The organism is Acinetobacter johnsonii ANC 3681 (genome assembly GCF_000368805.1).
Classification (GTDB): domain Bacteria; phylum Pseudomonadota; class Gammaproteobacteria; order Pseudomonadales; family Moraxellaceae; genus Acinetobacter; species Acinetobacter johnsonii.
In genome coordinates this window covers 230770-256180 of the sequence record NZ_KB849705.1, presented here as the reverse complement: position 1 = coordinate 256180, position 25411 = coordinate 230770, and the positions used below count along the sequence as shown (strand labels likewise).

The window sequence follows — 25411 nt, the reverse complement described above, 5'->3', positions numbered from 1 at the left end:
ATTATTTTGATTTGTTTGACAGCTTAGTCATAAACACGGTACACACCGACAAAACGATTACATGCTTTACTTTCACTTTTTACAGAAAGAATGGCTTTTTGAAAGTTGAACTGGTAGTGACAGTTGTTTTCATTATCGGTAATTTTTTGTTTCTGATCGGGTGTGGTATAGGCCAAAAAAGAAATGGTTTGGGTTTCTATGCGGTTATTGGGGCTACGATATGCAATACCTTCGATCTTAATTTTATCTTTAGAGAGCTGATGCACTTGTAGGTGCACAGGTTGTTTGGCAATGACCCCATGTTCAAACTTTAAATAGTGTTGCGTCAAACTTTGATTTAATGATGTGTAGAAGTTCAGATCATCAATTCGGAAGTCCATCTGCTGCTGATAGCATGCTAAGGATTTACACTGCTGTAGGCGGCTTAGCCATAGCTGATGGGTATCGACCAATAAACGCTGAGGCGCATCACTGATTAAAAAAGCAGTCATGGATTGCGTGTCTAATTTTTGTCGAATATCTTTGAATTGATCGCTACAGATCTTTTTAAGGCTAGATGAAGTCGGATCATCACAGTCAATGACTTGAGCATAACTAAAGCTGGTACAAAGACAACTTAGACACACTAAAATACTAAATTTTTTCATAAGTTTTATGTCGGTTTTCAACAGCATGATCGCTTATACTTTCACTATGTTGCGCTGCTTGTAACTATAGCGAAAGAGAAAGCGTGAATACAAGATTTCAATCATTTATTTCTTAAAGGAAACTGAGCATGGTTGCACATATTCGAATTGGACAGGGACTTGATGTACATGCTTTTGAAGAGGGTGAATTTGTCACACTGGCAGGTATTCAAATTCCACATACACACGGCTTAAAAGCACATTCAGATGGTGATGTGGTTTTGCATGCTTTAACAGATGCATTATTGGGTGCGTTGGCTTTAGGCGATATTGGTCAGCATTTTCCCGATACCGATCCTCGCTTTAAAGGAGCAGACAGTCGAGTATTACTCAAACATGTCTATCAGCTTATTTTAGATCGTGGTTATCAGTTGAATAATGCCGATATTACTGTGGCATGTGAACGTCCGAAGTTGGCGCCGCATAATTTAGCGATGCGCCAAAGCATTGCAGACGTTCTCGATGTTGAAATCACGCAGATTAGCATCAAAGCAACGACCACGGAAAAACTGGGCTTTACGGGTCGTCAGGAAGGTATTTTATCTACAGCGACAGTGCTGATTTCTCACGCAAAATGATCAGGATTGATCATAGCCAGCTTTAATTCTTGTGTTGCTTTACGACCTTGAAGTTGTAAGGCAACAGCATGCGTCAAACCTGTCCATGTGTCATTTGGTTCCCAAATTTGATGCATGGCCTCATGTGCGGTTGGCATATCAATATTCATATAATATTGACGATATAAATACATCAAACTACTGACGCGATAATTTTCTGAACAATGAACCCAAATAGTTTGTTCTTGTACCAAATGATCAATCATATCTAAGACCAATAAGCATTGATCATCAGAGGGTGTATCCCATGAAATCGGCACATGTATATAGTTTAAACCGAGCTCTAAACAGATTTGATCTTCATTCGCTAAATAGTTATTGCTATTACTGAGCGCAAGATTGATGACTGTGTTTACGCCATATTCTTTAATTTGCTGTAATTGCTCAGCAGTCGGTTGTCCAGAAGTAAACAAATGCTCGTGGATAAATTGAAAGTTAAGTGTTTGGCTTAAGTGTGTTTCAATAGCGTTCATAATTATTTCTTAATCTTAGAATGAAAAACGCCATCCGAAGATGGCGTTTTAAAAACTTAACGGTTCGGTAAAACGTCTTTGAGTGCTTCGTGCATCTCTAGTAATACCTTTTCTGTGGTATCCCAGTCAATACAACCATCGGTTACTGACTTGCCGTATTCAAGATCGCATAGGTTTTCAGGAATTTCCTGACGACCACCTTTAAGGTGACTTTCAACCATAATGCCGATAATAGATTTATTTCCATCAATAATTTGTTCGGTAATATTTTTCAGAACAAGCGGTTGAAGGAACGGGTCTTTGTTCGAGTTTGCATGACTGGTGTCAATCATGATTTTGGTGCTGACTTTCGCTTTAGCCAATGCTGCTTCTGCTTCTGCTACAGAACCAGCGTCGTAGTTTGGCTTGCCATTACCACCACGAAGTACCACGTGTGCATACGGGTTACCCGAAGTACGAATCACAGACACTTGGCCTTGGTTGTTTAAGCCCAAGAAGTGGTGACCATGTTTCACCGACTGCATGGCATTGGTTGCAACAGTTAAACCACCATCTGTACCATTTTTGAAACCTACAGGTGAAGAAAGACCAGAAGACATTTCACGGTGTGTTTGGCTTTCAGTGGTACGTGCACCAATCGCTGACCAAGAGATTAAGTCTTGGTAGTATTGTGGTGAGTTTGGATCAAGGGCTTCGGTCGCGCACGGTAAGCCTTTTTCATTTAACTCAACCAAAAGTTTACGGCCAATGCGTAAACCTTTTTCAATATTGAATGAGTCATTCATGTCAGGGTCATTGATCAGACCTTTCCAACCCACAGTGGTACGTGGTTTTTCAAAATAAACACGCATTACGACATAGATTGAGTCTTTAATTTTATCGCTTAAAACTTTTAAACGGTCTGCGTATTCGTGAGCAGCAACTGGGTCATGAATTGAACATGGGCCAATCACCACAAAAATGCGTTTGTCTTTACCATCTAAAATATTGCGAATCGTTTCACGACCGTGAAGTACAGTTTGATATGCAGACTCAGTGAGAGGCAATTCAGTTTTTAATTCCGCTGGGGTAACTAGCGGATGAATGCTTTGTAAATTCACGTCATCGATGTCGTTTTGGGTAATAGAGTTTGACTGTAGAGTATTCATTGCCGTCACTGGTTCGATCGTATTAAGTTGCTTTATGAGCTGAATATAACACGGTTTAGCTGATAAAAGGTTATAAAAAAGTCGAATGAATCTTTGAAAAAAAAGTGATGAATCTTAGGTTTATTTTAAATCAGAATGCCTACACAGAGGCATTCTTAACTGTTGAAATTTGAACGACTTGAGCAGTTTCGGCTGGCTTCACAGGTTTAGCTTTGATCGGATTCAACATGAAGTTCACACCCAGCGCAAACAGGGTAATACCCAACACTTTACGAATGATTTTTTCAGGAAGGCGTGAACTAATCAGTGTTCCAATAATAATTGCTGGAATAGACCCCACCAATAACCACATAAGGAGGTTGAAGTCGACATTGCCTGAAGTCATGTGACCCATACCTGCAACGAACGTAAGTAACACCGCATGCACAACATCAGAACCAATAATACGAATCATTGGTAGGTTGGGGAACATAATGACCAAAGCCATGATTCCGAAAGCACCTGCACCAACTGATGACAGTGTCACGAAGACCCCAAGAACCACACCCATCATCACAATGTACTTACGTTTATTGCTGGTTTGAAGCTGAACTTTTTCTAAGTCTTCAGTCATGTCTGGGAGTTCATCTTTACGTAATTTGTTGAAAAATTTTTCAATTTGATTACGGAAGACAATCGATAAACCTGTAATGGTCAACATGAAGCCTAAAACCATGGTGAGCACGGCTTTGTAGTGGGTAGATTGGCTCAAATAGTTGTCGAGTACCCAGTGTGTTGCAAAGGAAGCAGGAATACTGCCAATTGCAAGCCAAAGCACAATCGGCCACACAATATTTAGTTTTTTGGCATGTACAAATGAACCACAGAATTTTGAAATTGCGGCATAGAGCAAGTCTGTACCAATGGCAATGTGAGGTTCAATTCTGAAAAGGCTGATGAGGATCGGCGTCATTAATGAACCACCACCCACGCCAGTAATTCCCACACAAAAACCGACTAAAACACCTGCGAGAATAAATTCGAGTGGACCAAACATTGTTATATGCCAAAATATCAAAAAACGTGCATATCTTATGACGTTTTCATATAAGTCGTTGTCTTGATTGTTGATTTACTTATTCCAAAAAGAGATATAGGAGTTATTATTTGAGCTGTATACGTGCTTTTATTTTTAAGCCTACAATTGTCAGCAACCACCATAGATTGAGACCTATGAGTGTTCGTAGAACATAAAGAGGGGCTAGCTGATGCTTTTTCCATTGCTCAAAATTCGCTGCGGTCGAGCCATAGGTCATATCTAATTGCTGCTGACGTGGATCAGCTAATGTGATCTGATGAATAAACACCTCCTTTTTTGCATTTTTTAGATTCCAAAAAATACGCTCCAAATAGTAAAGTTCGACCTGCTTTGCCGTAAATTGGTGACGATGTGAGGACTGGTCACATAATGTTTGAATAGGTTCTCCCATCAATGCGCAGTTTGCGATCCATAAATGATGTTGTTGTTTAAATTTCAACGTGCTGATTCGTCCTTTACCAACTTCAACGGTCATTTGAACAAAGGTTTTACTTTGAGTCTGAGAGGGGATCCAACTGCTCGGGAAATAAATACAAGTAGGTTGAAAATGAGGGAGATATAAAGTGTCCAGCCAAAATGATGCTTCGACCAACTGCAGAGCTGTTGAAAGGGGGATGATTTCTTGTTGTAACCAATCTAAAGTTGAGCGCAATGTTTGTACCGTGAAAAGAGGTTTAAAAGTGCTTATTATTGAGCGTGTTATAACTAAAAAATCACGATGCTTCAACTTAAATGATTTTGATTAGGCTCTAAAATTCTGTTGCAATGGTTCTGGTTCATATATTTATATACACCTTTATATTTGGCTCATGAACCAAATATAAAGGCATGTGAGTTGAAGTGTAAGTTGTTATTTAAATTGAGTTTTTTTTGGTTTTAAGTCGTTGATGCTCAGAATCAGTATAAAAAGTATCGGGGTTGCAAATACAAATAAGCTGACACTCCCCACACCGCGGCCCGTGAATTGAATCAATAAAGTTAATGCCGTGGCCAGTACACCAAAAGCCAGATATCGGCAGATTTGATAATGTTCCGCACACTTGGCCCAACGTGACTTTTGAGTTTTAGGGCGCTGCTTATCGCTCACCAGAAATAACACATAGCACGCGAAAGTGATGAGAAGTCCTACAATCAGGTAGATCATGAGTTGGACTCCTGAATCGTAGGGTTGACATATTTTTTCTGAATTTTTTGTACAGCTTTTTGTTGAATGGGCTGAACTTTTTGATGTAAGAAAATAGCCAATATCGCAAGGATGAAGACCATAAGATCAACTCGCAAGAATAACCAATATTCATTTAAGTCATGCACATATTGGTGACTGATTAAATAGTAAAGATTGAAAATAGGCAAAGATACAGCCAGTAAAATGAAGACCTTCAATTGAGTTTTCCAAAGGTGTTGCTGTGGAGTGAGCAATGCAATGACTAAACTAAGTAACCAAGTGCCGAAAAATGCGTAAATTTCGTAGTTGGGTTGACCAGCTTCTAACTGAAGTAAACGGTTTGCACAAAGATAACTGAGCATAGCAATCGGCAAGCCAATGATGGCAGCCGTATTTAGGCGGTTAACCACATAATGTCCAAAGTGGAAACTTTGTTTCTTATTTTGCAGCTGACGTTTTAAGCTCCAGAGTAAAAGCCCAGATGCAATCATGGCACAGCCTGAAAGCCCTGAGAAAAATAACGCAAAGCGTAATAGAGGCTGCGCAAAGTGTGCCATATGTAAACCATACACTCCATTATTGAGCGTGGCAATTGCACTATTATTCCGAGTGTCACCGAGCAGGGCACCAGATTCGCCGTTAAAGCTGAGTTGGGCTTGGTTTCGCGTGATGCTTCGGTCAGTTGACTCAACCAAGTTCACTTGAGCGATATTGGTATTGGGGTGTTTGACCGTAATATTGCCAATTTCTGTTTTACCCCAACGCTGCTCAGATTGTTGTATGAAGTATTCAATTGGTCGCATCGTAGCAGGTGTCGGTTTAGCCTCAGAGCTGATGCTAATATTTCTAATTTCATCAAAATATTGGAACGGTTGCTCTGGGTAAAGTTTCTTCATGCCATTGGGAAGAATGAGATAAAAGAAAATGGCTAAACCAGTGAATGTAATGGTCAGAAAAAAGGGTAAAGCAATGACAGAGGTAACATTGTGAAAGTCTAGATACGAGCGTTGACCCTTGAAGGCTCTAAGGGTAAAGAATTCGGTGAATATCTTTTTGTGTGTGATGATGCCTGAAATGAGGATGATTAACATTAAGAAGGCAGCAATCGTGACTAATAGCCTACCGATAAAATAGGGCACACCATACAGCTGATAGTGAAAGCCATAGAAAAACTCACCGCCTTGGGTTGCAGATAAGGTGACTTCTTTACCCGTGTTCGCATCCAAAGTCTTATTTTCGTAGCCACCATCGGCCTTTTGCCAGTAGATTTTATTAACAGGTGAACTCGGACTAGCCACGCCGATATACCAACTTTGCGCATCTGCGGCATTTTTTTGTAAGTATTGATATGCCGACTCCATCGCTGTGTCTTGTTTGAGTTGCATGGTGGCAAATTGAGGTTGCATCCACAAATTTATTTCATGACGATAATAGGTCGCAGCACCTGTTAAAAATATGGCAAATAATAACCACCCCAGTGTTAGTCCAAGCCAAGAGTGTAGCCATGCCATTGATTGGCGAACAGATTTTTGCATGGTTTAACCTACGAACTTCAGCAATAGAAAAAAGCAAAGGGAAAGCGAAATGGTTGAAGCGCTTAACTTTTTCAGGGATTGAACACAAAAGCTTACAATGACAAAAATGGTAAAGAAAATAAGAGATAGAAAAGCCGCCAAATAAATGGATTCTGCTTTAGCTAAGTGAGGGTAAAAACTGAGTGTAAGCAGTTCTGATAACATGAATGTACATAAATAGCCTAAGCCAAATGCGATCAAAAACCGGAACATAACGGTTATAGGGTATTTAAGCTGACTTAGGGGCATAAAGATCACATGAATGAAGTCATAAAGGGGGCTTAACGTTGTACTCACTAAGCATTGAACCTAAATTTAATATTTAAGCAAAACACAATCATCTCTATTATGCGTATGAGCAATCTACGTAGCCAAAATACTAGTATGAAGCAGCGTAAGTTGAGCAACAGAGTGCACATAAATTAACGATAATGATTCTCAGTAATTTTATGTTCTAATAGGCATCTTATGCAATATTTAAATGATCGAAAATTGAAATTAACTCGACTTTTTTTGTGCTCTTCATATGAATCAAATAGGTCACTCATTTTATATCTAGACCATAAAATAGAAAGACTCGACCAATACCCATCCCAAAAGACGCTATGTTATGATGCATGGGTTGAGAAATAAGGAATAATGCTTTGCAAAATCGGAAACTTAAAATTGGAATCGTAGTGGGTGAAGTATCGGGTGATACTTTAGGTGCTAAACTTATTCGCAGTTTTCGTGAGCAAGGAATTGATGCAGAATTTGAGGGTATTGGTGGCCCGCAAATGATTGCAGAGGGTTTCAAGAGCTTTTATCCGATGGATATTTTGTCTGTCATGGGGCTAGTTGAGGTTCTTAAAGACATTAAAAAGCTTTTTGCTGTGCGTGATGGACTGGTAGAGAAGTGGACAGCCCATCCTGTCGATGTGTTTATTGGGATTGATGCGCCAGACTTTAATCTGCGCCTTTCAAAAAGTTTAAAGCAAAAACAACTGCCAATAAAAACCGTGCAGTATGTTAGTCCTTCCGTTTGGGCATGGCGTCAGGGACGGGTTCATGGCATCAAAGCTTCTATTGATTTGGTACTGTGTTTATTTCCGTTTGAAAAAGCATTTTATAAAAAATGGGATGTTCCTGCTGCTTTTGTAGGACACCCCCTGGCGAGCCAATTGCCTTTGGAAAACCCAATTTTACAAGCCAAAGAAGAACTGGGTTTAGATCTGACCCAAAAGCATATTGCCTTATTGCCGGGAAGTCGACGTGGTGAAATTGAAAAGCTCGGTCCACTGGTTTTAGATGCTGCAAAATTGCTCTACGCCAAATATCCAAACTATCGCTTTGTGATACCTGCTATCAACGATGCACGTAAGCAACAAATCGAAGCTTTGCTTGCCCAGTATCCAAAAGAACTGGTCGATCAAATTGACTTACTTGAAAACTCAGGTACTGAGTCGAAGATCGGGCGCCAAGTTATGAATGCAGCCAATATTGTAGCTTTGGCTTCAGGTACAGCAACTTTAGAAGCTATGCTGTTACACCGACCAATGGTGACCTTCTATAAGTTGAACTGGCTCACTTATCATGTGGTGAAATTCTTGATCAAGATTCAATATTATTCATTGCCGAATATTATTGCAGGCAAGAAAGTGATACAAGAATTAATCCAAAAAGATGCAACACCTGAGAAATTGGCAGCTGAAATTGAAAAATTAATGAATATAGAAACAGCACAGATTCAAGCCATGCAGCACATTACCATGCATAAACAGTTACTTGCAGGCAATAGTGAAAACCCTGTTGAGGTGATTTTAAATATTTTAGATTAATTTTTTTAAAACATAGTAAAAGTGCAGTGAGAAACAACCCAAACGTATTTGGGTTGTTTCTCTTTACTTTAAGGTTTTAGTCCAACAGCTTTGGCACGTGCAGCATGTAACTTTTTATAACTGTCAATTAAACGTAAGTGACGGTCTAAACCTTCAAGCTTCATACTGGTTTCTGTTAAACCATAGAAACGAATACGACCTTCAACTGTGCCTATTACCGCATCCATACGTTCATCACCGAACATACGGCGGAAGTTGGCTTCATACTCTTCCAGTTCCATGTCGTCATCCAACATTACTTCGAGTACGACATTCATGCATTGGTAGAACAGACCACGTTCAACGGTATTGGTGTTGTATTGTAAGAATGCTTCAACCAAGTCTTTCACTTCCTCAAACTGCTCTAATGCAAGATAGATCAATAGTTTAAGTTCAAGCAGAGTCAATTGCCCCCATTCGGTATTGTCATCAAACTCAATCCCGATCAAAGTCTTGATTTCAGTATAGTCGTCTAGCTCACATTCTTCCAAACGTTCAACCAGCGCTTCGAGTTGTTCGTTGTCTAAACGGTGTAAGTTGAGGATGTCTTCACGGTAAAGCAGTGCTTTGTTGGTGTTATCCCAAACCAAGTCTTCAACCAAGTAAATTTCTGAGTAACCCGGTACCAAGATACGGCACGCCGTTGCACCTAAATGTTGGTAAATGGCCATATAGACTTCTTTGCCCATATTTTCCAAAATACCGAACAGTGCATCAGCTTCATCAGCATTTGAGTTTTGACCTTGATTGGTAAAGTCCCACTCGACAAAGTCATAGTCCGATTTGGCACTAAAGAAACGCCATGAAACCACACCACTTGAGTCAATGAAGTGCTCAACAAAGTTATTGGGTTCAGTGACCGCATTTGAGCTAAATGTTGGGCGAGGTAAGTCGTTCAGACCTTCAAAACTACGACCTTGCAGTAGCTCAGTTAAGCTACGCTCAAGCGCAACTTCAAAGCTTGGGTGTGCACCGAAAGAGGCGAATACACCGCCTGTACGTGGGTTCATTAAAGTCACACACATTACAGGGTATTGACCGCCTAGAGAGGCATCTTTCACCAGTACAGGGAAACCTTGCTCTTCTAAACCTTGAATACCTGCTAAAATGCTAGGATATTTCGCTAAAACCTCTTGTGGTACATCTGGCAGGGTCAGTTCACCTTCCAAAATTTCACGTTTTACCGCACGCTCAAAAATTTCAGACAAACACTGTACTTGTGCTTCAGCTAAGGTGTTTCCTGCACTCATCCCGTTACTAAGGTATAAGTTTTCAATCAAGTTTGATGGGAAGTAAACCACCTCAGCATCAGACTGGCGAACAAAAGGTAAAGCGCAAATACCGCGCTCAGTTTTCCCTGAGTTGGTGTCGTATAAATGCGTACCTAACAGTTCTTCTTCAGGGTCATAAATTTCAAGGGTGTACTCATCCAGAACGCCTTCTGGCATTTCACCATTTGGGCCTGGCATGAACCATTTTTCATCTGGATAGTGCACAAACTCGGCATTGGCAATGTCTTCACCCCAGAACTGGTCGTTATAGAAGAAGTTACAGTTCAGACGTTCAATGAACTCACCCAGCGCAGAAGCTAAAGCACTTTCTTTGCTTGACCCTTTACCGTTGGTAAAACACATTGGCGATTGAGCATCACGAATATGTAAAGACCATACATTCGGTACAATGTTACGCCAAGAGGCAATCTCAATTTTCATGCCTAGACCAGCCAAAATACCTGACATATTGGCAATGGTTTCTTCTAAAGGCAGGTCTTTACCCGCAATGATGGTACTGGTTTCGGATGCAAGGCTTGGAATAAGCAGGGCTTGAGCGTCAGCATCAATGCTTTCTACTTCTTCAATAATAAACTCAGGGCCTGTTTGAATTACTTTCTTAACCGTACAACGGTCGATAGAGCGCAAAATACCTTGGCGATCTTTTTCTGAAATGTCTGCAGGGAGTTCAACTTGAATTTTGAAAATTTGTTTATAGCGGTTTTCAGGGTCAACAATGTTGTTTTGAGACAAGCGAATGTTGTCGGTTGGAATGTCACGTGCTAAACAATACACTTTGACAAAATAAGCTGCGCAAAGCGCAGAAGATGCTAAAAAATAGTCAAATGGACCGGGTGCAGAGCCATCACCTTTGTAGCGAATCGGTTGATCGGCAATGACTGTAAAATCGTCGAACTTCGCTTCTTGGCGAAGATTATCGAGATAATTAACCTTGATTTCCATGCTGGCACCTAAATTTTCTTATATGTCAGCATGGACATACAAGAGATAAAATATTGAAAAATAAGCCGAATCACGGATGAATATTGGACTTAAAAAAGTGTGGCTAGAGCGAAAAAGAACAAACAAGCAGTGGTTTGAAGCCATCTCTAGCAAGGATGCGGGATATTATAGTGTGATTTTCACAAGATGCTAATCTTTGTCTGCAAGTTCAGGGTATTTATCTCGACGGACAAAGACATAAGCTGAGAGAAGATTGCTATTAAACCATTACGGATGAGTATTTTCAGTTGGGTTTGGATTATTTCTATATTGGCTTGGGCTCATTTGATACTGTCGTTTAAAGCTTTGGCTAAAAGCCGTTTCTGAGTTGTATCCGACCCGATGTGCAATTTGCTGAATGGTTCCTTGTCCATTACGTAAGTATTGGGCAGCTAAACGCAGACGATGTTGTTGCAAATAAGCCAAAGGGCTAGTGCCTAAAATTTGGCTAAACAATGTGGCAAATTTAGAACGTGACATACAACACTGTTCTGCAAGGGACTCAACTGTCCAAGGCTGTGAAGGTTCCGCATGAATTTTTGCAAGTGCATTGGATAGTTCAGGATGAGATAAAGCACTCAGCCAATTGTTCGAGTCTTGCAGCGCATCAATATAATCACGCACACATTCAATTAATAAAATACTCACCAAATGATCCAAAATTTTGTCACGACCCGGGCGTATGCGTTGGACTTCTAGAGCGAGAAACTGCAGCCCAATTTGCAACCATTCAGGAACCGTGCTGAGATCTTTGTGTTGAAGGTGAATAAACGCGGGTAAGGCCTGTACCAACGGACGCGCCATAATAGGGTCCATATGTGCATGTAAGGCCAAGATCACGGTTTCTTGTTGTGTCGCATCACTACCAAAAGAGACTTCTTTGTGTTGGTTTTGGGCAAATAAGTCAGAAATATCGAATACTTCCAATAGTTGGTCGGTGGTTGAGGATCGACACTCATGACTTGGCCCTGAAGGGAGTAAGATCAAGTCTCCGACTTCAGCAACAATAATTTGTTTAGAATCTAAACAAATGGTGAATTGTCCTTGAAGTACCGCATAGGCCATCATGGTGGATTGTTCTGTGTAGCGAAAAGCCCACTCACCATGCGGTTTAAGGTAGAGGTACTCAGATTGGTTGAGGTGTATATCTTCAAAAATTTTACTTAAAGCATCCATACTTTACGGTTTCTAGTCTTTATTTCTTAGGCTTAATATTTGATTTAGGGTCAATTTTAGTCATTTCAGGCCAAGGACGATTACACTGTTTTCTTGGACGTTAGCAACTGTTCTTTATGACCCATTTCTAGAAATATAAAGGCATAACAAGAAAATTGGAAGAATGGTAATGAATGCATCAGTGAAAATGACGAATTCTAGCGTGGTCGTCAAAAATGCAGCAGGGATCGATAAAAAGCGTTTTGGCTGGTTATTGAGTCCTGGGCTTCCTGTGATTGGCATGGGCATTTTAGCGGGCTATCATTTTGGTCCGAAACCCACCAAGAAAATATTCGCTTTGGGTGGGCCGCTGTTACTGCATGTCATTATTCCAGCGGTAGATGGTCTGGTCGGTGCGGATGAAAACAACCCTTCAGATGATGAAATTAAGGTCTTGGTGAATGACCCGTACTATGATCGTATTGTGAAATTGTTCATTCCGCTACAAATGGCAGCCAATTTGTTTGCAGGTTATGTGGTGACTCGCCAAAATGTATCGATGCTCGACCAAATATTATTGGGCATTTCCATGGGGGCAATTAATGGAGTAGCGGTAAATACAGCACATGAGCTGTGCCATCGTCCTAAAAAATCAGATCATTATTGGTCACATATGACTTTAGCGCCGTTGGTCTACAACCATTTCCGCATTGAGCACCCTTATGGGCATCATAAACGTGCTGCAACGCCAGAAGATCCTGCTTCATCGAAAATGGGCGAGACTTTTTATGAGTTTTGGCCGCGTACCGTTTTCGGTGGGTTGAAGTCGGCTGTTGAAATTGAACATAAACGCCTAAAACGAAAAGGACTGTCTTTCTTCTCCAAAGAAAATGAACTGTTTCATGGGTGGGCAATGAGTGCTGGCTTTCATGCAACCATGTTGAAGTTGTTTGGTAAAAAAGTGATGCCATATCTGGCGACACAAGCATTTTATGGCGTGAGTCTGTTTGAAATTATTAATTATATCGAACACTATGGTTTAAAGCGTAGCCAAAAAGAAGATGGCAGCTATGCGCGAACCATGCCAGAACACAGCTGGAATAATAACAACATTGTGACTAACTTATTCTTATACCAGTTACAACGCCATTCAGATCATCATGCCTATCCAACCCGCCCATTTCAGGCCTTAAGGCATTTTGATGAAGCCCCTGAGCTACCGAGTGGTTATGCCACCATGTTAATTCCAGCATTAATTCCAAAGCTGTGGTTTAAAATGATGGATCAACGAGTGTTTGATCACTACGAAGGTGATTTGACCAAAGCCAATATTTTGCCAAAGCGCCGTGCTCAAATCTTTAAGAAATTTGGATTAGGTGCTGACTAAACTGTGATATTTCAGCGATAACAAGCTGAATACATAGTTGACATCGAACTTACAGTCATTGATTCGTTGAGTGCCTGTAAGTTCGATGATCATGATAGGCGTACCGCTAAACTTTCTTTTTGAATAGGCATATAATGCCGAGTATGTAGTGAAAATATTGAACAGAAATGACACCTGCAACCAAACTTTTAAAAGCCAATAAAATCGATTTTTCTATTCATGAATATGAACATGATGCCAATGCAAAAAGCTTCGGGCTTGAAGCTGCGGAAAAATTAAATCTACGTGTCGAAGAAGTATTTAAAACACTGTTGGTGACCGATGAAAAAAACTATTTTGTTGCGATTCTTCCTGTACACCATCAGTTAAACTTGAAAAAAGTTGCACATGCAGTGGGCGCAAAAAAACTAAAAATGTCCGACCCTAAAGATGCAGAACGACTGACAGGTTATTTGGTCGGTGGGATTAGTCCTGTTGGACAGAAAAAAAGGTTAAAAACCGTGATAGACCAAAGCGCAGTACAGTTGGAAAAACTCTATGTCAGTGGGGGGAAGCGCGGCTTAGATATCGGTTTAAAACCACAGGATTTAGCAAAAGTACTTTCAGCCACTTTTGCAGATGTACTGGATGAATAAAGAACAGTGATGTCTTCACTGCTTCATCCCTATTTGATTTAAGCGTTGAGCTCTTTTGAGTATTAATTCGAGCACAAATGAAAGCCCATTCAGGGGACTGAATGGGCTTTTCCTTATGAAATATAGGGAAATTTTATAGTTCGAATCAATTATAAATTCATAAACTATCATTTAAAGCTATGGTGTAATTTCGTATAGGCTTTATTAGAAAAACTGATTAAATTTTTAAAAGTATTAAAAAACAATAATATATGTTGGTGTAGTGCGTATATTTCCAAAACTAAACAAAATTGCAAAGATAAATGATAATAATTACCATTAATATGCTTTTGCAGCGTTGGCCAACGTGAACACCTTTAAGAAACATAATTACATGAAATGAGCTTGGAATAAGCTTTAAAAAGAGGAAATGGTCAGATGAAAGAGCTAGCCAATCGCTTGGCGATGCAGCATCTTGTCAATGCATACTCACAAGAAACAAGCAAGGCGAGCTTGTTTGAGAAGTATCAACAAAATTCAACTCAACTCGCGTTTAGCCAAGGTTTGACGCTGTTATCTTTGCCGCTTAGTTTAATCCAAGCACAGCTTTTTGTTCCATTAAGCTATGTCAGTCGTGTTGGGCGACATCGTATTGCGGCTTTACCGCAAATTTTTCAAAAAGGCCAAAAGCTTAACTTTAGCGCAGCAGCCATGGTCAGTTTGCTACTAGAAGAGTTAGTGCAACAATCCGAAGGCCATGTCGATGCAGCATCCTTGGTTGAGCGTTGGATTCAAAGTCGTGATGCATTACAACAGTTTTTAAATATTCGGGCAGAAGATTTTGATGCGCTCGTACAGGTTGAGCAAGGTTTCATAGAGTCTGAACAGGCATTGATTTTAGGTCATAGCATGCATCCTGCACCGAAAAGCCGAACAGGTTTTGTCCATGAGGACTGGCAAAAATATTCACCAGAAGCTTGTGGTCAGACCCAGCTGCATTATTGGCTGGTGGCACCGGAATATATTGCAGAAGGAACAGCGCTTGAGCAGGCTTTTTCAATACAACTTAAACAAGAAATCAAATGGCATTTGTCTGAATCGGAACTTGAAACCTTAGCTGCATATGCACATTACAAACTGCTACCACTGCATCCATGGCAAGCCCGCTATTTACAAAGCAAAGTATGGTTTAAAAGTTTAAAGGCTAAACTAAAAATCATCGATTTGGGCGAAAAAGCATGGATATTTTCACCAACCACTTCTGTACGTACTTTGGCGAGTTTTAACGCGTCGTGGATGCTGAAACCATCGCTTTCAGTGATGATTACCAACTCTATCCGCGTCAATTTAGCAAAAGAATGTCACCGCGGTGAAATGACGCATCGGCTTTGGCACAGTGAGTTAGGGCAAAGTATTTTAAAACAATGTCCAAGCCTAAAAGCGGTGAATGATCCGGCGTGGATTGCTCTTCAGTTGGATGGTGAAATCATCGATGAAACGATTTGTATTGTGCGTGATCAGCCTTTTATTCCCGAACAGCAAGTCACGTGTATTGCTTCATTGTGTCAGGATCATCCCGTAGAAGAACGTAATCGTTTTAATGCATTATTTGATCAAATTGCTTCTCAACAAAAGTTAAATGATAAAGCACAAATCGCTCATGATTGGTTTAAGACCTTTTTAAACATCAGTCTGAGCCCACTCATGTACGTCTACCATCGTTATGGTATGGCCTTTGAGTCACATCAGCAAAATGTCTTGGTTGAATTGAAAGATGGCTGGCCACAGTGGCTATGGCTACGGGACAATCAAGGTTTTTATTATATCGAAGAATTCGCAGATGAAATTTTACAACAATTTCCAGAACTGAATGATAAAGCCCATGCGGTAGGTTCAAAGGCTTTTGTCGATGAGCGCTTTAGTTATTATTTCTTTGGCAATACCTTGTTTGGCATCATCAATGCCATCGGTGCAACAGGTTTTGTTAGTGAGCAAGATTTACTGTCTGTTTTACAGCAACACCTCTTTGACCTGTTGAAGCAATATCCAGAGAGTAGTTTGATTCAAAGTCTGTTGTATCAACCGACGCTGCCTTATAAGGGTAACTTACTGACCCGTTTATATGAACTGGATGAATTGATTGCACCCGTTGAAAATCAGTCTGTCTATATTCAGTTAGCCAATCCGCTGTATATCAAACAAGAGGATGCTCTCTATGCTTGATTTTATTGCGATTGGCCTTGGGCCATTTAACTTAAGCCTAGCCAGTTTGTTACATGAAAAGACTGAACTGCACTATTTGTTTTTTGAAAAAAAAGCGCAGTTCGACTGGCATGCAGGTATGCAACTTCCCAATACGGTCTTACAAGTTCCATTCATGGCGGATTTGGTGTCGATGGTCGATCCGACCAGTCCGTTAAGTTTTTTGAATTACCTAAAATCACAGCAGCGCTTATATAAGTTCTACTTCCTTGAGCAGCCTCATATTCCGCGCCGTGAATATAACCATTATTGCCAATGGGTGGCGGATCAACTGGGTCATATACAGTACCAATCGACGGTGAAGGCCATTTATGCCAAAAGCGAAGGTTTTGAGGTGGTGGTTGAGCAAGGCGGGCGTTTTATTCGTTACTTGTGTCGAAACTTGGTGATTGGTTCGGGAAACCAGCCTTATCTACCTGAATGTCTGCGTAAGTTACAACAGCAAGTCCCTGAAAAATGTATTCATTCGGCAGATTACTTAACCCATAAAAAAGACAAGCTCAAAGGTAATGTCGTAGTTTTAGGTTCAGGTCAGTCTTCTGCTGAAGTCTTTTTAGATTTGTTCGATCAGCAGTATCAACATGACTGTGTAGCAACGGCTAACTTTAAGTTGCATTGGCTGACGCGTTCCAATGGCTTTTTCCCGATGGAATATGCACCTTTGGGCTTGGAACATTTTAGTCCGAACTATACCCAACATTTTTATAGACTTTCAGAAACACAAAAAGCAGCGCAGTTGAAAGATCAAAGCTTGCTGTACAAAGGTATTAGTGCCAAAACCATACGTGAGATTTACCAAAAACTTTACCACCGTAGTATTGCCTCTGCTGCACAAGCAACACATTTGCATGCACAAATTCAGTTGCTTGATGCTGAGTTACTGGAAAGTCAGCAGATTCGCTTGAGCCTTGAACATACCGTAACCGAGCAACGTTTTTATATGGATGTTGATTTTGTAGTGGCATCTACAGGTTATTACAGCCCTGAGTTTTCATTTTTAAAATACTTAAAGCCCTTGATTACAACAGATCAAGCGGGGCGTTGGAAAGTGAGCCAAGACTATCGCTTGCAGCATACAGGAATGGGTGAAATTTATGTGCAAAACCAAGAAATGCACAGTCATGGCGTAGGTACACCAGATTTAGGTTTAGGCGCTTTTCGTGCTGCGACCATTGCCAATCAACTACTGGGTTATCAGCTTTATGAGCTGGACAGTAATGAACAGACCTTTCAGCATTTCAGCGCTGAGCAGAACCCTGAAATGTATGTGCAGAATGACACATCTATTACACGAACAGCAGTTTTAGCACCATCGATTCCCAAATCAAAAAATATTGAGCAGCGCAAAATACAAACAGGGTCACATCCCTCTATGCAGCCTTATACATTCGAGAAAATCATATGAGCTTTGCACAACTTCAAGTGAATCAGAAACAGTGGCGCTTGGCAGGACAGCGTTTAATTGAAATGGCGATTGCTGAATTTTTATATGAAGAAATTATTCAAGTAAGCCATTTAAAGGACAATCGTTATCAGCTCATGTTGGATGATCAAACCTATACTTTTAAAGCACAAAACTATTTATTGGGACATTGGCAGATTGAGGAGGGTTCAGTACGCGAATTGAGCACGGTTGAAGACCAGCCTGCATGGAACTTACATACTTTTATTCGCGCCTTTTCAAATCAAACTGAAGTTAAGCCTTTTACTAAGGCGTATTTGATCAAAGAAATGAACAATACATGGTTAGCTGAGGCACATTTATTTGATGAAAGTCGTTTAAGCAGTGAAGCAGCATTGACGGCATCGCATCATGAAATTGAAGGTATGCTCCGTGGTCATCCGTGGTTGATTATGAGCAAAGGTCGTATGGGTTTTGGTTATGACGACTACTTAAGTGCCGCTCCAGAACTTTCGCCAACGGTCAAAGTGCTGTGGCTCGCGGTGCATCGTGATTTGGCAGAGTTCCGTTCTACCGAGGAGTGGCAAGCAGGGAGACTTTATCAATATGAGTTGGATGCAGAAGAGTTAGAGAGTTTTGAACAACAGTTACATGAGAGAGGCTGCTCTTGTCATGACTATTTCCTTATTCCAGTACATGCATGGCAGTGGCATCAATGGTTAGTGCCAACCTATGCCAATGAAATCGTGGATCAGCGCATTATTGAACTAGGCGTTGGGCAAGATGACTATGTACCTATGCAGTCGATTCGCACACTTTGCAATATCAGTCAGCCTGAGCGTCATTATGTCAAATTACCTGTCAGTATCTTCAATACTGCGGTGTATCGTGGGTTGCCGTCTAAACGAAACTTAGCAGCTCCAGCCGTCACAGCTTGGTTAAAGCAGATTCAATCTCAAGATTCAGACTTGAAACAGTCAGGCGTTGCATTCTTAGGTGAAGTTGCAACTTTGACTATTCATCAGCCTTGTTTTGATCAGATTGAAGGTGCGCCGTATCAGTTTAAAGAACTGTTTGGATGTTTGTGGCGTGAAAGTGTAGATCCAGTGATTGGAACAGGTGAACAGGCACTTTCTCAAGCGGCTTTATTACATCGAGATATCAATGGCCAGTCAATATTAGCTGTGTTGATTCAGGCGTCGGGTTTGAGTCCATTACAGTGGTTAAAACGCTTTGCCGAAGTATCTGTTACTCCACTCTTAATCTGCTTGTACAAATATGGCTTGGCTTTTTCTCCACATGGGGAAAATACCATGCTTATTCATGCCAATGGCGTACCGCAGAAAATGGTGCTGAAAGACTTTATTGATGATGTCAATTTGGTTGATGAAGACTTTCCAGAATTGGCCAGTTTACCTATTGAAGGGCAAATTTTACTGCGTCATCCTGCGCATGAACTCAGCCATTTTATTTTCACTGGGCTATTTATGGTGCATTACCGTTATATCTGTAATGTATTTTTACAAGACTACCCTGAGCATAGCGAAGTTGAATTTTGGCAAACCATTTCATCGGTCATTGATGCTTTTCATCAGGCGCATCCAGAGTTGGCAGAACGCATTGAAAAATTTGCCATGTTTAGAGCCGAATTTGAAAAAATTTGTTTAAACCGAGTGCGCCTATTTACCACCAGTTATAACGATGAGGCAGAACGTCCTGTCCCTGTATTTTTAGATCCAATTGCCAATCCTGTCAGCCCTGAAACTTTAAAACGATGGTTAGAGCAGGTATCTAAGTCAACTGACGATACAACCACAAAGCGTATTGCATCATAAAAAACCAAAAAATTTAGCAGACTACCACATGAAAACACTTTCACAGCAACTTCCCGATTTTTACGAATATTATGAGAATGAGACGCAATTTTACTTGCGCCAAGTACAGTATCCGCAGGACTTAGTACAGTTACATAAATGGATGCATGAACCTCATGTTATTCCACAGTGGCAGCTGAATAAGTCTGAAATTGATCTCGCGGTGTATTTTGAAAAAATGCTGGCCGATGATCATCACCGTTTGTTGATCGTTGGGGTGGATGGACAGGATGTAGGCTATACCGAAATCTATGAAGGTAAGCGTGACCGTCTAGGACGTTATTACGATGGTCATGATTTAGATCTCGGTTGGCACTTACTGTTTGGTGAAAAGTCGGCTTTTGGCAAAGGCTACTTGCGTCCAGTAATGCGGCTATTAGGTTTCTATATTTTTGAAAATGCACCCTCCGACAAAATTGTCGGGGAGCCTGACCATACGGTTAAACCCTATGCCGCAGTGGTCGAAGAAATGTGCTATGAGGCGCAGCGCTTGATCCCGATGCCTGAAAAAACGGCCATGTTGTATTACTGCTTTAAACAAAAATTCTATGAAAAATTTGGAGGGTATTTAACTGATTCAAATGCATTTATGCAAAACCATAACCCACTCAATAGGACTGAGGAACTTACATGAGCTATAGCTCAGAACATATACAAATCATGGACATGCGCTTTTCAGCGCATGTTACTGTCGCCGAATTTGAACAATGGCTCAGCCAAGTCGAACGTTTTTTCTTAAAAAAACAGCACTTTGTTTTGGTCATGCAAACCGATATCGGTACGGAATTTCCTGAGGAATACCGTCAACTGCAAGCGGTTTGGTACAAAAAATACAAACAACTTTTTTTTCAATATTGCTTGGGTCTGGTTCGAATTGCACAAGACCCAACCGATCAACAACGACTGAATACACCTTCACTGCATGCTGCATGGCGGGTGCCTTACTACGTCACACTTGATCATTCTGATGCACTGCAATGGGCAGTGCAGAGGTGGATATGCAAAACCTAAATATACAAAGAGCAACACGCCAAATCTCAGCTTTGAGCTTAGCCGTTGTCATTGTTTTATATCTGGCACATGCCTTGCCTTTGTATTTTTACAATGTGGCATTGCCCGCTATTTTGCGACATCAGGGGGTAGATTTACGTTGGATTGGAATGCTGTCGCTGCTTTATATTCCATGGGCGTTTAAGTTTTTATGGGCACCACTCATCGACCGGCTTTATATCAAAAAGTTAGGTAAACGAAAAACATGGTTGCTCTTTACACAAGTAGCACTGGTACTTGGAGTATTGGCCTTGGCCTTTACCCAGTTCTCTTACGGGCTGGTGGTGTTTGTTGTGATTGGTTTGTGGATTTCAAGCTTTGCGGCGACCCAAGACATTGCCATAGATGGTTATACCGTAGAAACTTTTTCAGCGTCTGATTACCGCCTAGGCAGTATGGCTCAGAGTATAGGAGTCGCTTTGGGGAGTATGTTGGGGGGCGCAGCTACACTGTGGCTCTACCAGTACTATGGCTGGGAAAGTGCATTGGTATGTTTAGCACTTATGACCGCTTTAACGATGTTTGCTGTTTTTTATATTCAAGAAAATACAAACGAACAGACAAATATTGCCAAACAAGCTCCAAGCTTAGTCCGTGCTTTTAAACGCCCTGAAATTTTATCTGCCTTGGCACTGATCCTGTGTTATCGCGTGGTAGAAGCACCGGCAATGGCGATGCTCAATCCAATGCTGATTGACCAAAAATGGACGCTTGCCCAAATTGGGCTACTGATGTCTGTGATTGGAGCAGGTGTTGGTTTGTTGGCTGCTGTGAGTGCCGCATTTTTACTGAAAAAAATTCAGGCTACACAGTTGCTCATTTGGGCGGGGTGGTGCCGAACAGCATTGTATGGGGTGATTGGCGCAGCCATTATTTTGGGTTGGTTAAACCATTGGTATTTGCTCTTGGGGGGATTTGTCATTGTTATGCTTGCGATTCGTTATGTCGCGATGACTTCGTTATATGCCTATTTCATGCAAAGCAGTTCCAAAGAACAGGCAGGCACCGACTTCACCATCTTGGTGTGTTTTGAACTGTTGGTTTATTTCATCGGGGGAGCCGCATCGGGCTTTTTAGCCAAATCACTTGGCTATGGCAATTTTTATGTGGTGTTGGCGGTTGCGTCTGTAGTCAGTGTACTACTGAGCCAATACATCATTGCACGTCATCAAAAAACTCAACAAAAACTGTTGAATCAAGAAATTTAATAAAAGGAAAAAGAAATGAACCGTTTTATGTTACCTATGCAGTTGACTTGTTTAACACTGGCTGTATGTACACAGTTATATGCTCAAGATAACGTTGTAACAAATTCAGCAAGTCAGACGAGCAGTGTTGAGGCCCAACAAAAAGAAACCACACAACTTGCACCGATTGTAGTGACAGCAACCCGCTCTGCAAAGAGTATTGCAGACATTGCGGGGACAGTTTACAGCATTGACCAAGCTGAAATTGAAAAACAGGCCAATGCTGGCAAGAGCATTGCAGATATTTTGGGAACACTGGTTCCATCCCTTACACCGAGTAGCGGAACAACCTCAAACTATGGCATGACCATGCGTGGTCGTGTGGTGCAGTACATGATTGATGGTGTGCCACAAACGGGTTATCGCGATGGTTCGCGCCAATTAAATAGCATTCAACCGTCTATGATTGAACGTATTGAGGTGGTTTCAGGGGCGACCAGTATTTATGGCTCTGGAGCAACAGGCGGGATTATTAATATTATTACTAAACGTGATGGTCAAGACCCAATTAGCTTTGAAACTAAAGTTGGGGTGACGGCGGGTAATAACTTTAAATCAGATGCTATGGCTTATGAAGCATCACAAAGTGTCTTATTTAATCAAGGTGCATTGCAAGGAGCTTTCGGTGCAAGTTATACCACACGCGGTGAAATTCAGGACAGCCATGGTAACCGCATAGGACCTGAGGTTGCGCAGACTGACCGCCAAGATACGGACACATTAGACCTCAATGGTCGTTTGACGTGGAATATTTCAGATGAACAAAGTTTAAGTTTTGGTGCACAATATTTTAAAGATGAACAAGACAGTGAGTATGGACCTGACTATGGTCCAAATTTAGCTTATGTAAAACGAGACCCGACCTATACAGCCAGCCTTGCAGCAGTTAAAGGCATGCAACTTGAGACTCAACCTCAAACTGAACGCTATGCGTTTAATACACAATATGAAAATCAAAATGTATTGGGTCATACCTTAAATGCCGAAGCGTATTATCGTAACGAACAGGCGCGTTGGTTTCCTTCAGCACAAGCCATGGGTGGCGGTTTATACCTCGTTTATCAATCGGAAACAGATATTGATGTGTACGGTGCGCGTGTTGCTTTGCAGAAACAGTTTGATTTAAATGGTCGCAATTTGGGACTCAGCTACGGCATTGATTATGAAAATGAACAAGATGAACAAAATATTCAAATGTATGATAGTGCTGCATTTGTTGCCAGCAACGGTCTAAATTATAAACCTTTTAATTATTATGCTTTTGGACCTGATGTAGAAACAGAAAAGTTGGGTACTTTTGTGCAAACGGACTTTGATGTAACGGATCGTTTAGGTTTAAAAGCAGGGGTACGTTATGAGCGTGTAGAAAGCCAAGTAGAGGAGTCGACGCCGTATATGGAGGCAATTACAGCGGACTTGCAGCCAGGCTACCAAGCCAAAACTTTAAATGGCGGTAAGGTAAAGCATGATGCGGCATTATTTAATTTGGGCGCGGTTTATCACTTAACAGATGCTCAACAAATTTTTGCAAACTTTTCTCAAGGAGCAAATTTACCTGATATTCAACGTATGCTTCGTGATGTACCAGCAAGTTTTACTGTGAATAGTCAAACCATTGATCCAATTAAAGTCAATAACTATGAGCTGGGCTGGCGTGTACAAGCTGCAAATGGTTTAAATGCGAGTGTCACCACTTTCTATAATGACTCAGATAAAAGTCTAAAATTTGGACGTCCCAACTACACGATTGAAGTTCTAGATACGGATGAACGCGTTTATGGTGTTGAAGGAAATCTGTCATATCGACTACAGCCAAATTGGACAGTGGGTGGAACCATGGCCTACACCCGCGGACAATTTAAAAATACCGTAGGAAAGTGGCAAGAGCTAGACGCAATTCGTGTTGCACCACTGAAAGGTACAGCATTTTCTGAGTGGCAGTTTAACAATGACATGAGCCTGCGCGTTCAAGCTCTTGCTATCGGTGGTACAGATAAAGCCAAAAAAGATGCTGAAAAATACGGTTCAACGGTTCCTGCTGAAATTAAAGGCTTTGCAACGATGGATGTGATTGCCAATGCAAAAGCTGGTCCTGGTACTGTGGGCTTTGGTGTGTATAACGTTTGGAATACGGACTACAAATCAGTCTATAGTCAATCGGTGGAGTCAGTTTATGGTGCTATTTCAAGCTTAGCTGCTCAAGGTCGAACCTATGGTTTGAGCTACACATTAAAATATTAATTGCATAACCAGAAGAGGTAGCGTTCAGCTACCTCTTTGCTTTGTAATCTCGCCTTAAGAAATGGTTTAAATAATAAAATGAATAGCAATAACAAAATCTTTATTGCAGGCAGCCTTGCCAATGGCGCTTGTTTTTCGATGATTTTACCTTTACTTGCACCGTTTATTCGGCAACTGGCGCTGACGGAACTGCAAGGTGGAGCGTTGGTTTCGGCTGGTGCTTTGGTGATGGCCATCTCAGCTATTTATATTTCTAAACAAACTCAAAAATTCAGCATTTATCAATTGTTAAGTATCGGTTTTATCGGTATGGCGATCACTTGGGGCTTATTTGCGGCGGTACTCAGCTATGGACTGAGTTATGCCATTTCATTTGCTGTTTTGTTTAGTTTACTCATATTGACACGTGCCAGCACTGGCTTTTTTATGGCGATGCCACAGATTGCGCTGCAAAGTTATGTCATGACGGCTTTTCAAAGTGAGCAGGAACGTAGTCAGAATATGGCGAAGTTTGGCGCGCTGAACAGCTTAGGCGTGGTGATTGGTCCTTTAGCGACGACATTATTACTGACATGGAGTATGTTGACACCGTTATGGGGCGCAGTGGCTATTTTAACGGGTATGGCGGCTTGGATTGTACTGGCCTTTCAAGGGAAGCAAGCATCACAGACACAAGAACGGGATGAAACCACGGCTAAATTACAAGACGTGTCTACAGAAAAGCTGCAATGGTCAAAGTTAGGGATTTGGTTATTGCTGGGCTTTAGCTTATATGTCGCTATTGTCACCCTGAATTTAACCGCTGGTTTTTATATCCAAGATCGATTCCATTTCGATACCTACCAGAGTGCAATGTATTTTTCTCAGTGTTCATTGATTGTGGGGATAGCGCTCGTTTTGATGCAATTAGCGATTTCAAAATGGTTTAAGTGGTCGATTAAACAATTGCTTTGGGTCGGTCTTGTGACTATGGTTTTGGGTTTAATACTTTCACTGAGCGCCAGTCAGATTTGGACTTTCCAAGCGGCTTATATTTTTTACGGAATCGCCGTGGCTTGTTTAATCCCAGCTTTTACGACGGGGGCAGCCCAAACCGCACCAACCACGCTACAAACTAAAATTGCCAGTTTATGTACAGCTACGCAAGCACTGAGTTTCGTTTTTGCACCGTTGTTAAGTACAGGCTTATATCAGTGGAATCAACATTTACCCTATTATTTTTTATTGGCATTGATGATGGGGCTAATACTGTACTTTAGCTTTAAACACATACAAGTCAACAAGGATCTCAGTAGTGTGGCATGAGATC

At 41.1% G+C, this 25411-nt stretch carries 21 protein-coding genes; 12 read left to right on the top strand and 9 right to left on the bottom strand.

Features of this window, described 5'->3' with window-relative positions; all coding sequences use genetic code 11:
- Window positions 1-23: 23 nt before the first annotated feature.
- Window positions 24-674 carry an A1S_1983 family putative colistin resistance protein gene (locus tag F946_RS05495; RefSeq protein ID WP_035326460.1) on the bottom strand — a complete coding sequence of 217 codons (651 nt, stop codon included), beginning with the start codon at window positions 672-674 and terminating at the stop codon, window positions 24-26.
- A 101-nt stretch (window positions 675-775) separates the two neighbouring features.
- On the opposite strand from F946_RS05495, the gene ispF reads away from it, so the two are divergent.
- Window positions 776-1264: a 2-C-methyl-D-erythritol 2,4-cyclodiphosphate synthase gene (ispF, locus tag F946_RS05490; RefSeq protein ID WP_004979990.1), complete on the top strand. Its 489-nt coding sequence runs from the start codon at window positions 776-778 to the stop codon at window positions 1262-1264.
- Here the strand turns inward: ispF and F946_RS05485 are convergent.
- The 6 genes from F946_RS05485 to F946_RS05460 all read right to left on the bottom strand — a co-directional run bounded on the left by F946_RS05485 (window position 1252) and on the right by F946_RS05460 (window position 6702).
- Window positions 1252-1776 carry a protein tyrosine phosphatase family protein gene (locus F946_RS05485; protein ID WP_004693352.1) on the bottom strand — a complete coding sequence of 175 codons (525 nt, stop codon included), beginning with the start codon at window positions 1774-1776 and terminating at the stop codon, window positions 1252-1254. The two genes, ispF and F946_RS05485, sit on opposite strands and share 13 nt — an antisense overlap.
- A gap of 56 nt (window positions 1777-1832) precedes the next feature.
- Window positions 1833-2924 carry a 3-deoxy-7-phosphoheptulonate synthase gene (locus F946_RS05480; RefSeq protein ID WP_004693350.1) on the bottom strand — a complete coding sequence of 364 codons (1092 nt, stop codon included), beginning with the start codon at window positions 2922-2924 and terminating at the stop codon, window positions 1833-1835.
- Between the two features lie 139 nt (window positions 2925-3063).
- Window positions 3064-3960, bottom strand: coding sequence for a sulfite exporter TauE/SafE family protein (locus tag F946_RS05475; protein WP_004979988.1), 897 nt, complete (start codon window positions 3958-3960; stop codon window positions 3064-3066).
- Window positions 3961-4066: 106 nt separating this feature from the next.
- Window positions 4067-4729, bottom strand: a complete 663-nt coding sequence (locus F946_RS17365; RefSeq protein ID WP_228128101.1) for a hypothetical protein — start codon at window positions 4727-4729, stop codon at window positions 4067-4069.
- A 123-nt stretch (window positions 4730-4852) separates the two neighbouring features.
- A complete protein-coding gene (locus F946_RS05465; protein WP_004979986.1) occupies window positions 4853-5146 on the bottom strand; it encodes a hypothetical protein in 294 nt (97 codons plus the stop codon).
- On the bottom strand, window positions 5143-6702 hold the full coding sequence (locus tag F946_RS05460) for a PepSY-associated TM helix domain-containing protein (protein WP_004979984.1): 1560 nt from the start codon (window positions 6700-6702) through the stop codon (window positions 5143-5145). Before F946_RS05460 ends, F946_RS05465 begins: the two co-directional genes overlap by 4 nt.
- Before the next feature lie 683 nt (window positions 6703-7385).
- Between F946_RS05460 and lpxB the strand changes: the two genes are divergently transcribed.
- Entirely contained in the window at window positions 7386-8558 is a 1173-nt protein-coding gene (gene lpxB / locus F946_RS05455) for a lipid-A-disaccharide synthase (RefSeq protein ID WP_004979982.1), read from the top strand.
- 68 nt (window positions 8559-8626) lie between these two features.
- On the opposite strand, the gene F946_RS05450 is transcribed toward lpxB, so the two are convergent.
- Window positions 8627-10831 carry an OsmC domain/YcaO domain-containing protein gene (locus F946_RS05450; RefSeq protein WP_004979980.1) on the bottom strand — a complete coding sequence of 735 codons (2205 nt, stop codon included), beginning with the start codon at window positions 10829-10831 and terminating at the stop codon, window positions 8627-8629.
- A 267-nt stretch (window positions 10832-11098) separates the two neighbouring features.
- Window positions 11099-12046 carry a helix-turn-helix transcriptional regulator gene (locus F946_RS05445; protein WP_004979973.1) on the bottom strand — a complete coding sequence of 316 codons (948 nt, stop codon included), beginning with the start codon at window positions 12044-12046 and terminating at the stop codon, window positions 11099-11101.
- 169 nt (window positions 12047-12215) lie between these two features.
- Here F946_RS05445 and F946_RS05440 point away from each other — a divergent pair, with 169 nt between their 5' ends.
- The 10 genes from F946_RS05440 (at window position 12216) to F946_RS05395 (ending at window position 25407) form a co-directional block, all read left to right on the top strand.
- On the top strand, window positions 12216-13412 hold the full coding sequence (locus F946_RS05440; protein ID WP_004979972.1) for an alkane 1-monooxygenase: 1197 nt from the start codon (window positions 12216-12218) through the stop codon (window positions 13410-13412).
- A gap of 167 nt (window positions 13413-13579) precedes the next feature.
- Window positions 13580-14047, top strand: coding sequence for a Cys-tRNA(Pro) deacylase (gene ybaK / locus F946_RS05435; RefSeq protein ID WP_004979971.1), 468 nt, complete (start codon window positions 13580-13582; stop codon window positions 14045-14047).
- Between the two features lie 417 nt (window positions 14048-14464).
- Window positions 14465-16249 carry an IucA/IucC family protein gene (locus F946_RS05430; RefSeq protein ID WP_004979970.1) on the top strand — a complete coding sequence of 595 codons (1785 nt, stop codon included), beginning with the start codon at window positions 14465-14467 and terminating at the stop codon, window positions 16247-16249.
- Window positions 16242-17693, top strand: coding sequence for a lysine N(6)-hydroxylase/L-ornithine N(5)-oxygenase family protein (locus F946_RS05425; protein WP_004979968.1), 1452 nt, complete (start codon window positions 16242-16244; stop codon window positions 17691-17693). The genes F946_RS05430 and F946_RS05425 overlap by 8 nt, the downstream gene beginning before the upstream one ends.
- Window positions 17690-19525 (top strand): IucA/IucC family protein, encoded by a 1836-nt coding sequence (locus F946_RS05420; protein ID WP_004979965.1) that lies wholly within the window; start codon window positions 17690-17692, stop codon window positions 19523-19525. Before F946_RS05425 ends, F946_RS05420 begins: the two co-directional genes overlap by 4 nt.
- A 28-nt stretch (window positions 19526-19553) precedes the next feature.
- Window positions 19554-20198 carry a GNAT family N-acetyltransferase gene (locus F946_RS05415; RefSeq protein WP_004979962.1) on the top strand — a complete coding sequence of 215 codons (645 nt, stop codon included), beginning with the start codon at window positions 19554-19556 and terminating at the stop codon, window positions 20196-20198.
- Window positions 20195-20575: a hypothetical protein gene (locus tag F946_RS05410; protein ID WP_004979960.1), complete on the top strand. Its 381-nt coding sequence runs from the start codon at window positions 20195-20197 to the stop codon at window positions 20573-20575. Before F946_RS05415 ends, F946_RS05410 begins: the two co-directional genes overlap by 4 nt.
- Window positions 20563-21822, top strand: a complete 1260-nt coding sequence (locus tag F946_RS05405) for an MFS transporter (RefSeq protein ID WP_004979957.1) — start codon at window positions 20563-20565, stop codon at window positions 21820-21822. Before F946_RS05410 ends, F946_RS05405 begins: the two co-directional genes overlap by 13 nt.
- Window positions 21823-21837: 15 nt before the next feature.
- Complete coding sequence (locus tag F946_RS05400; protein WP_004979954.1) at window positions 21838-24102, top strand: TonB-dependent receptor; 2265 nt, start codon at window positions 21838-21840, stop codon at window positions 24100-24102.
- 78 nt (window positions 24103-24180) lie between these two features.
- Window positions 24181-25407 (top strand): MFS transporter, encoded by a 1227-nt coding sequence (locus F946_RS05395; protein WP_004979953.1) that lies wholly within the window; start codon window positions 24181-24183, stop codon window positions 25405-25407.
- Window positions 25408-25411: the final 4 nt, after the last annotated feature.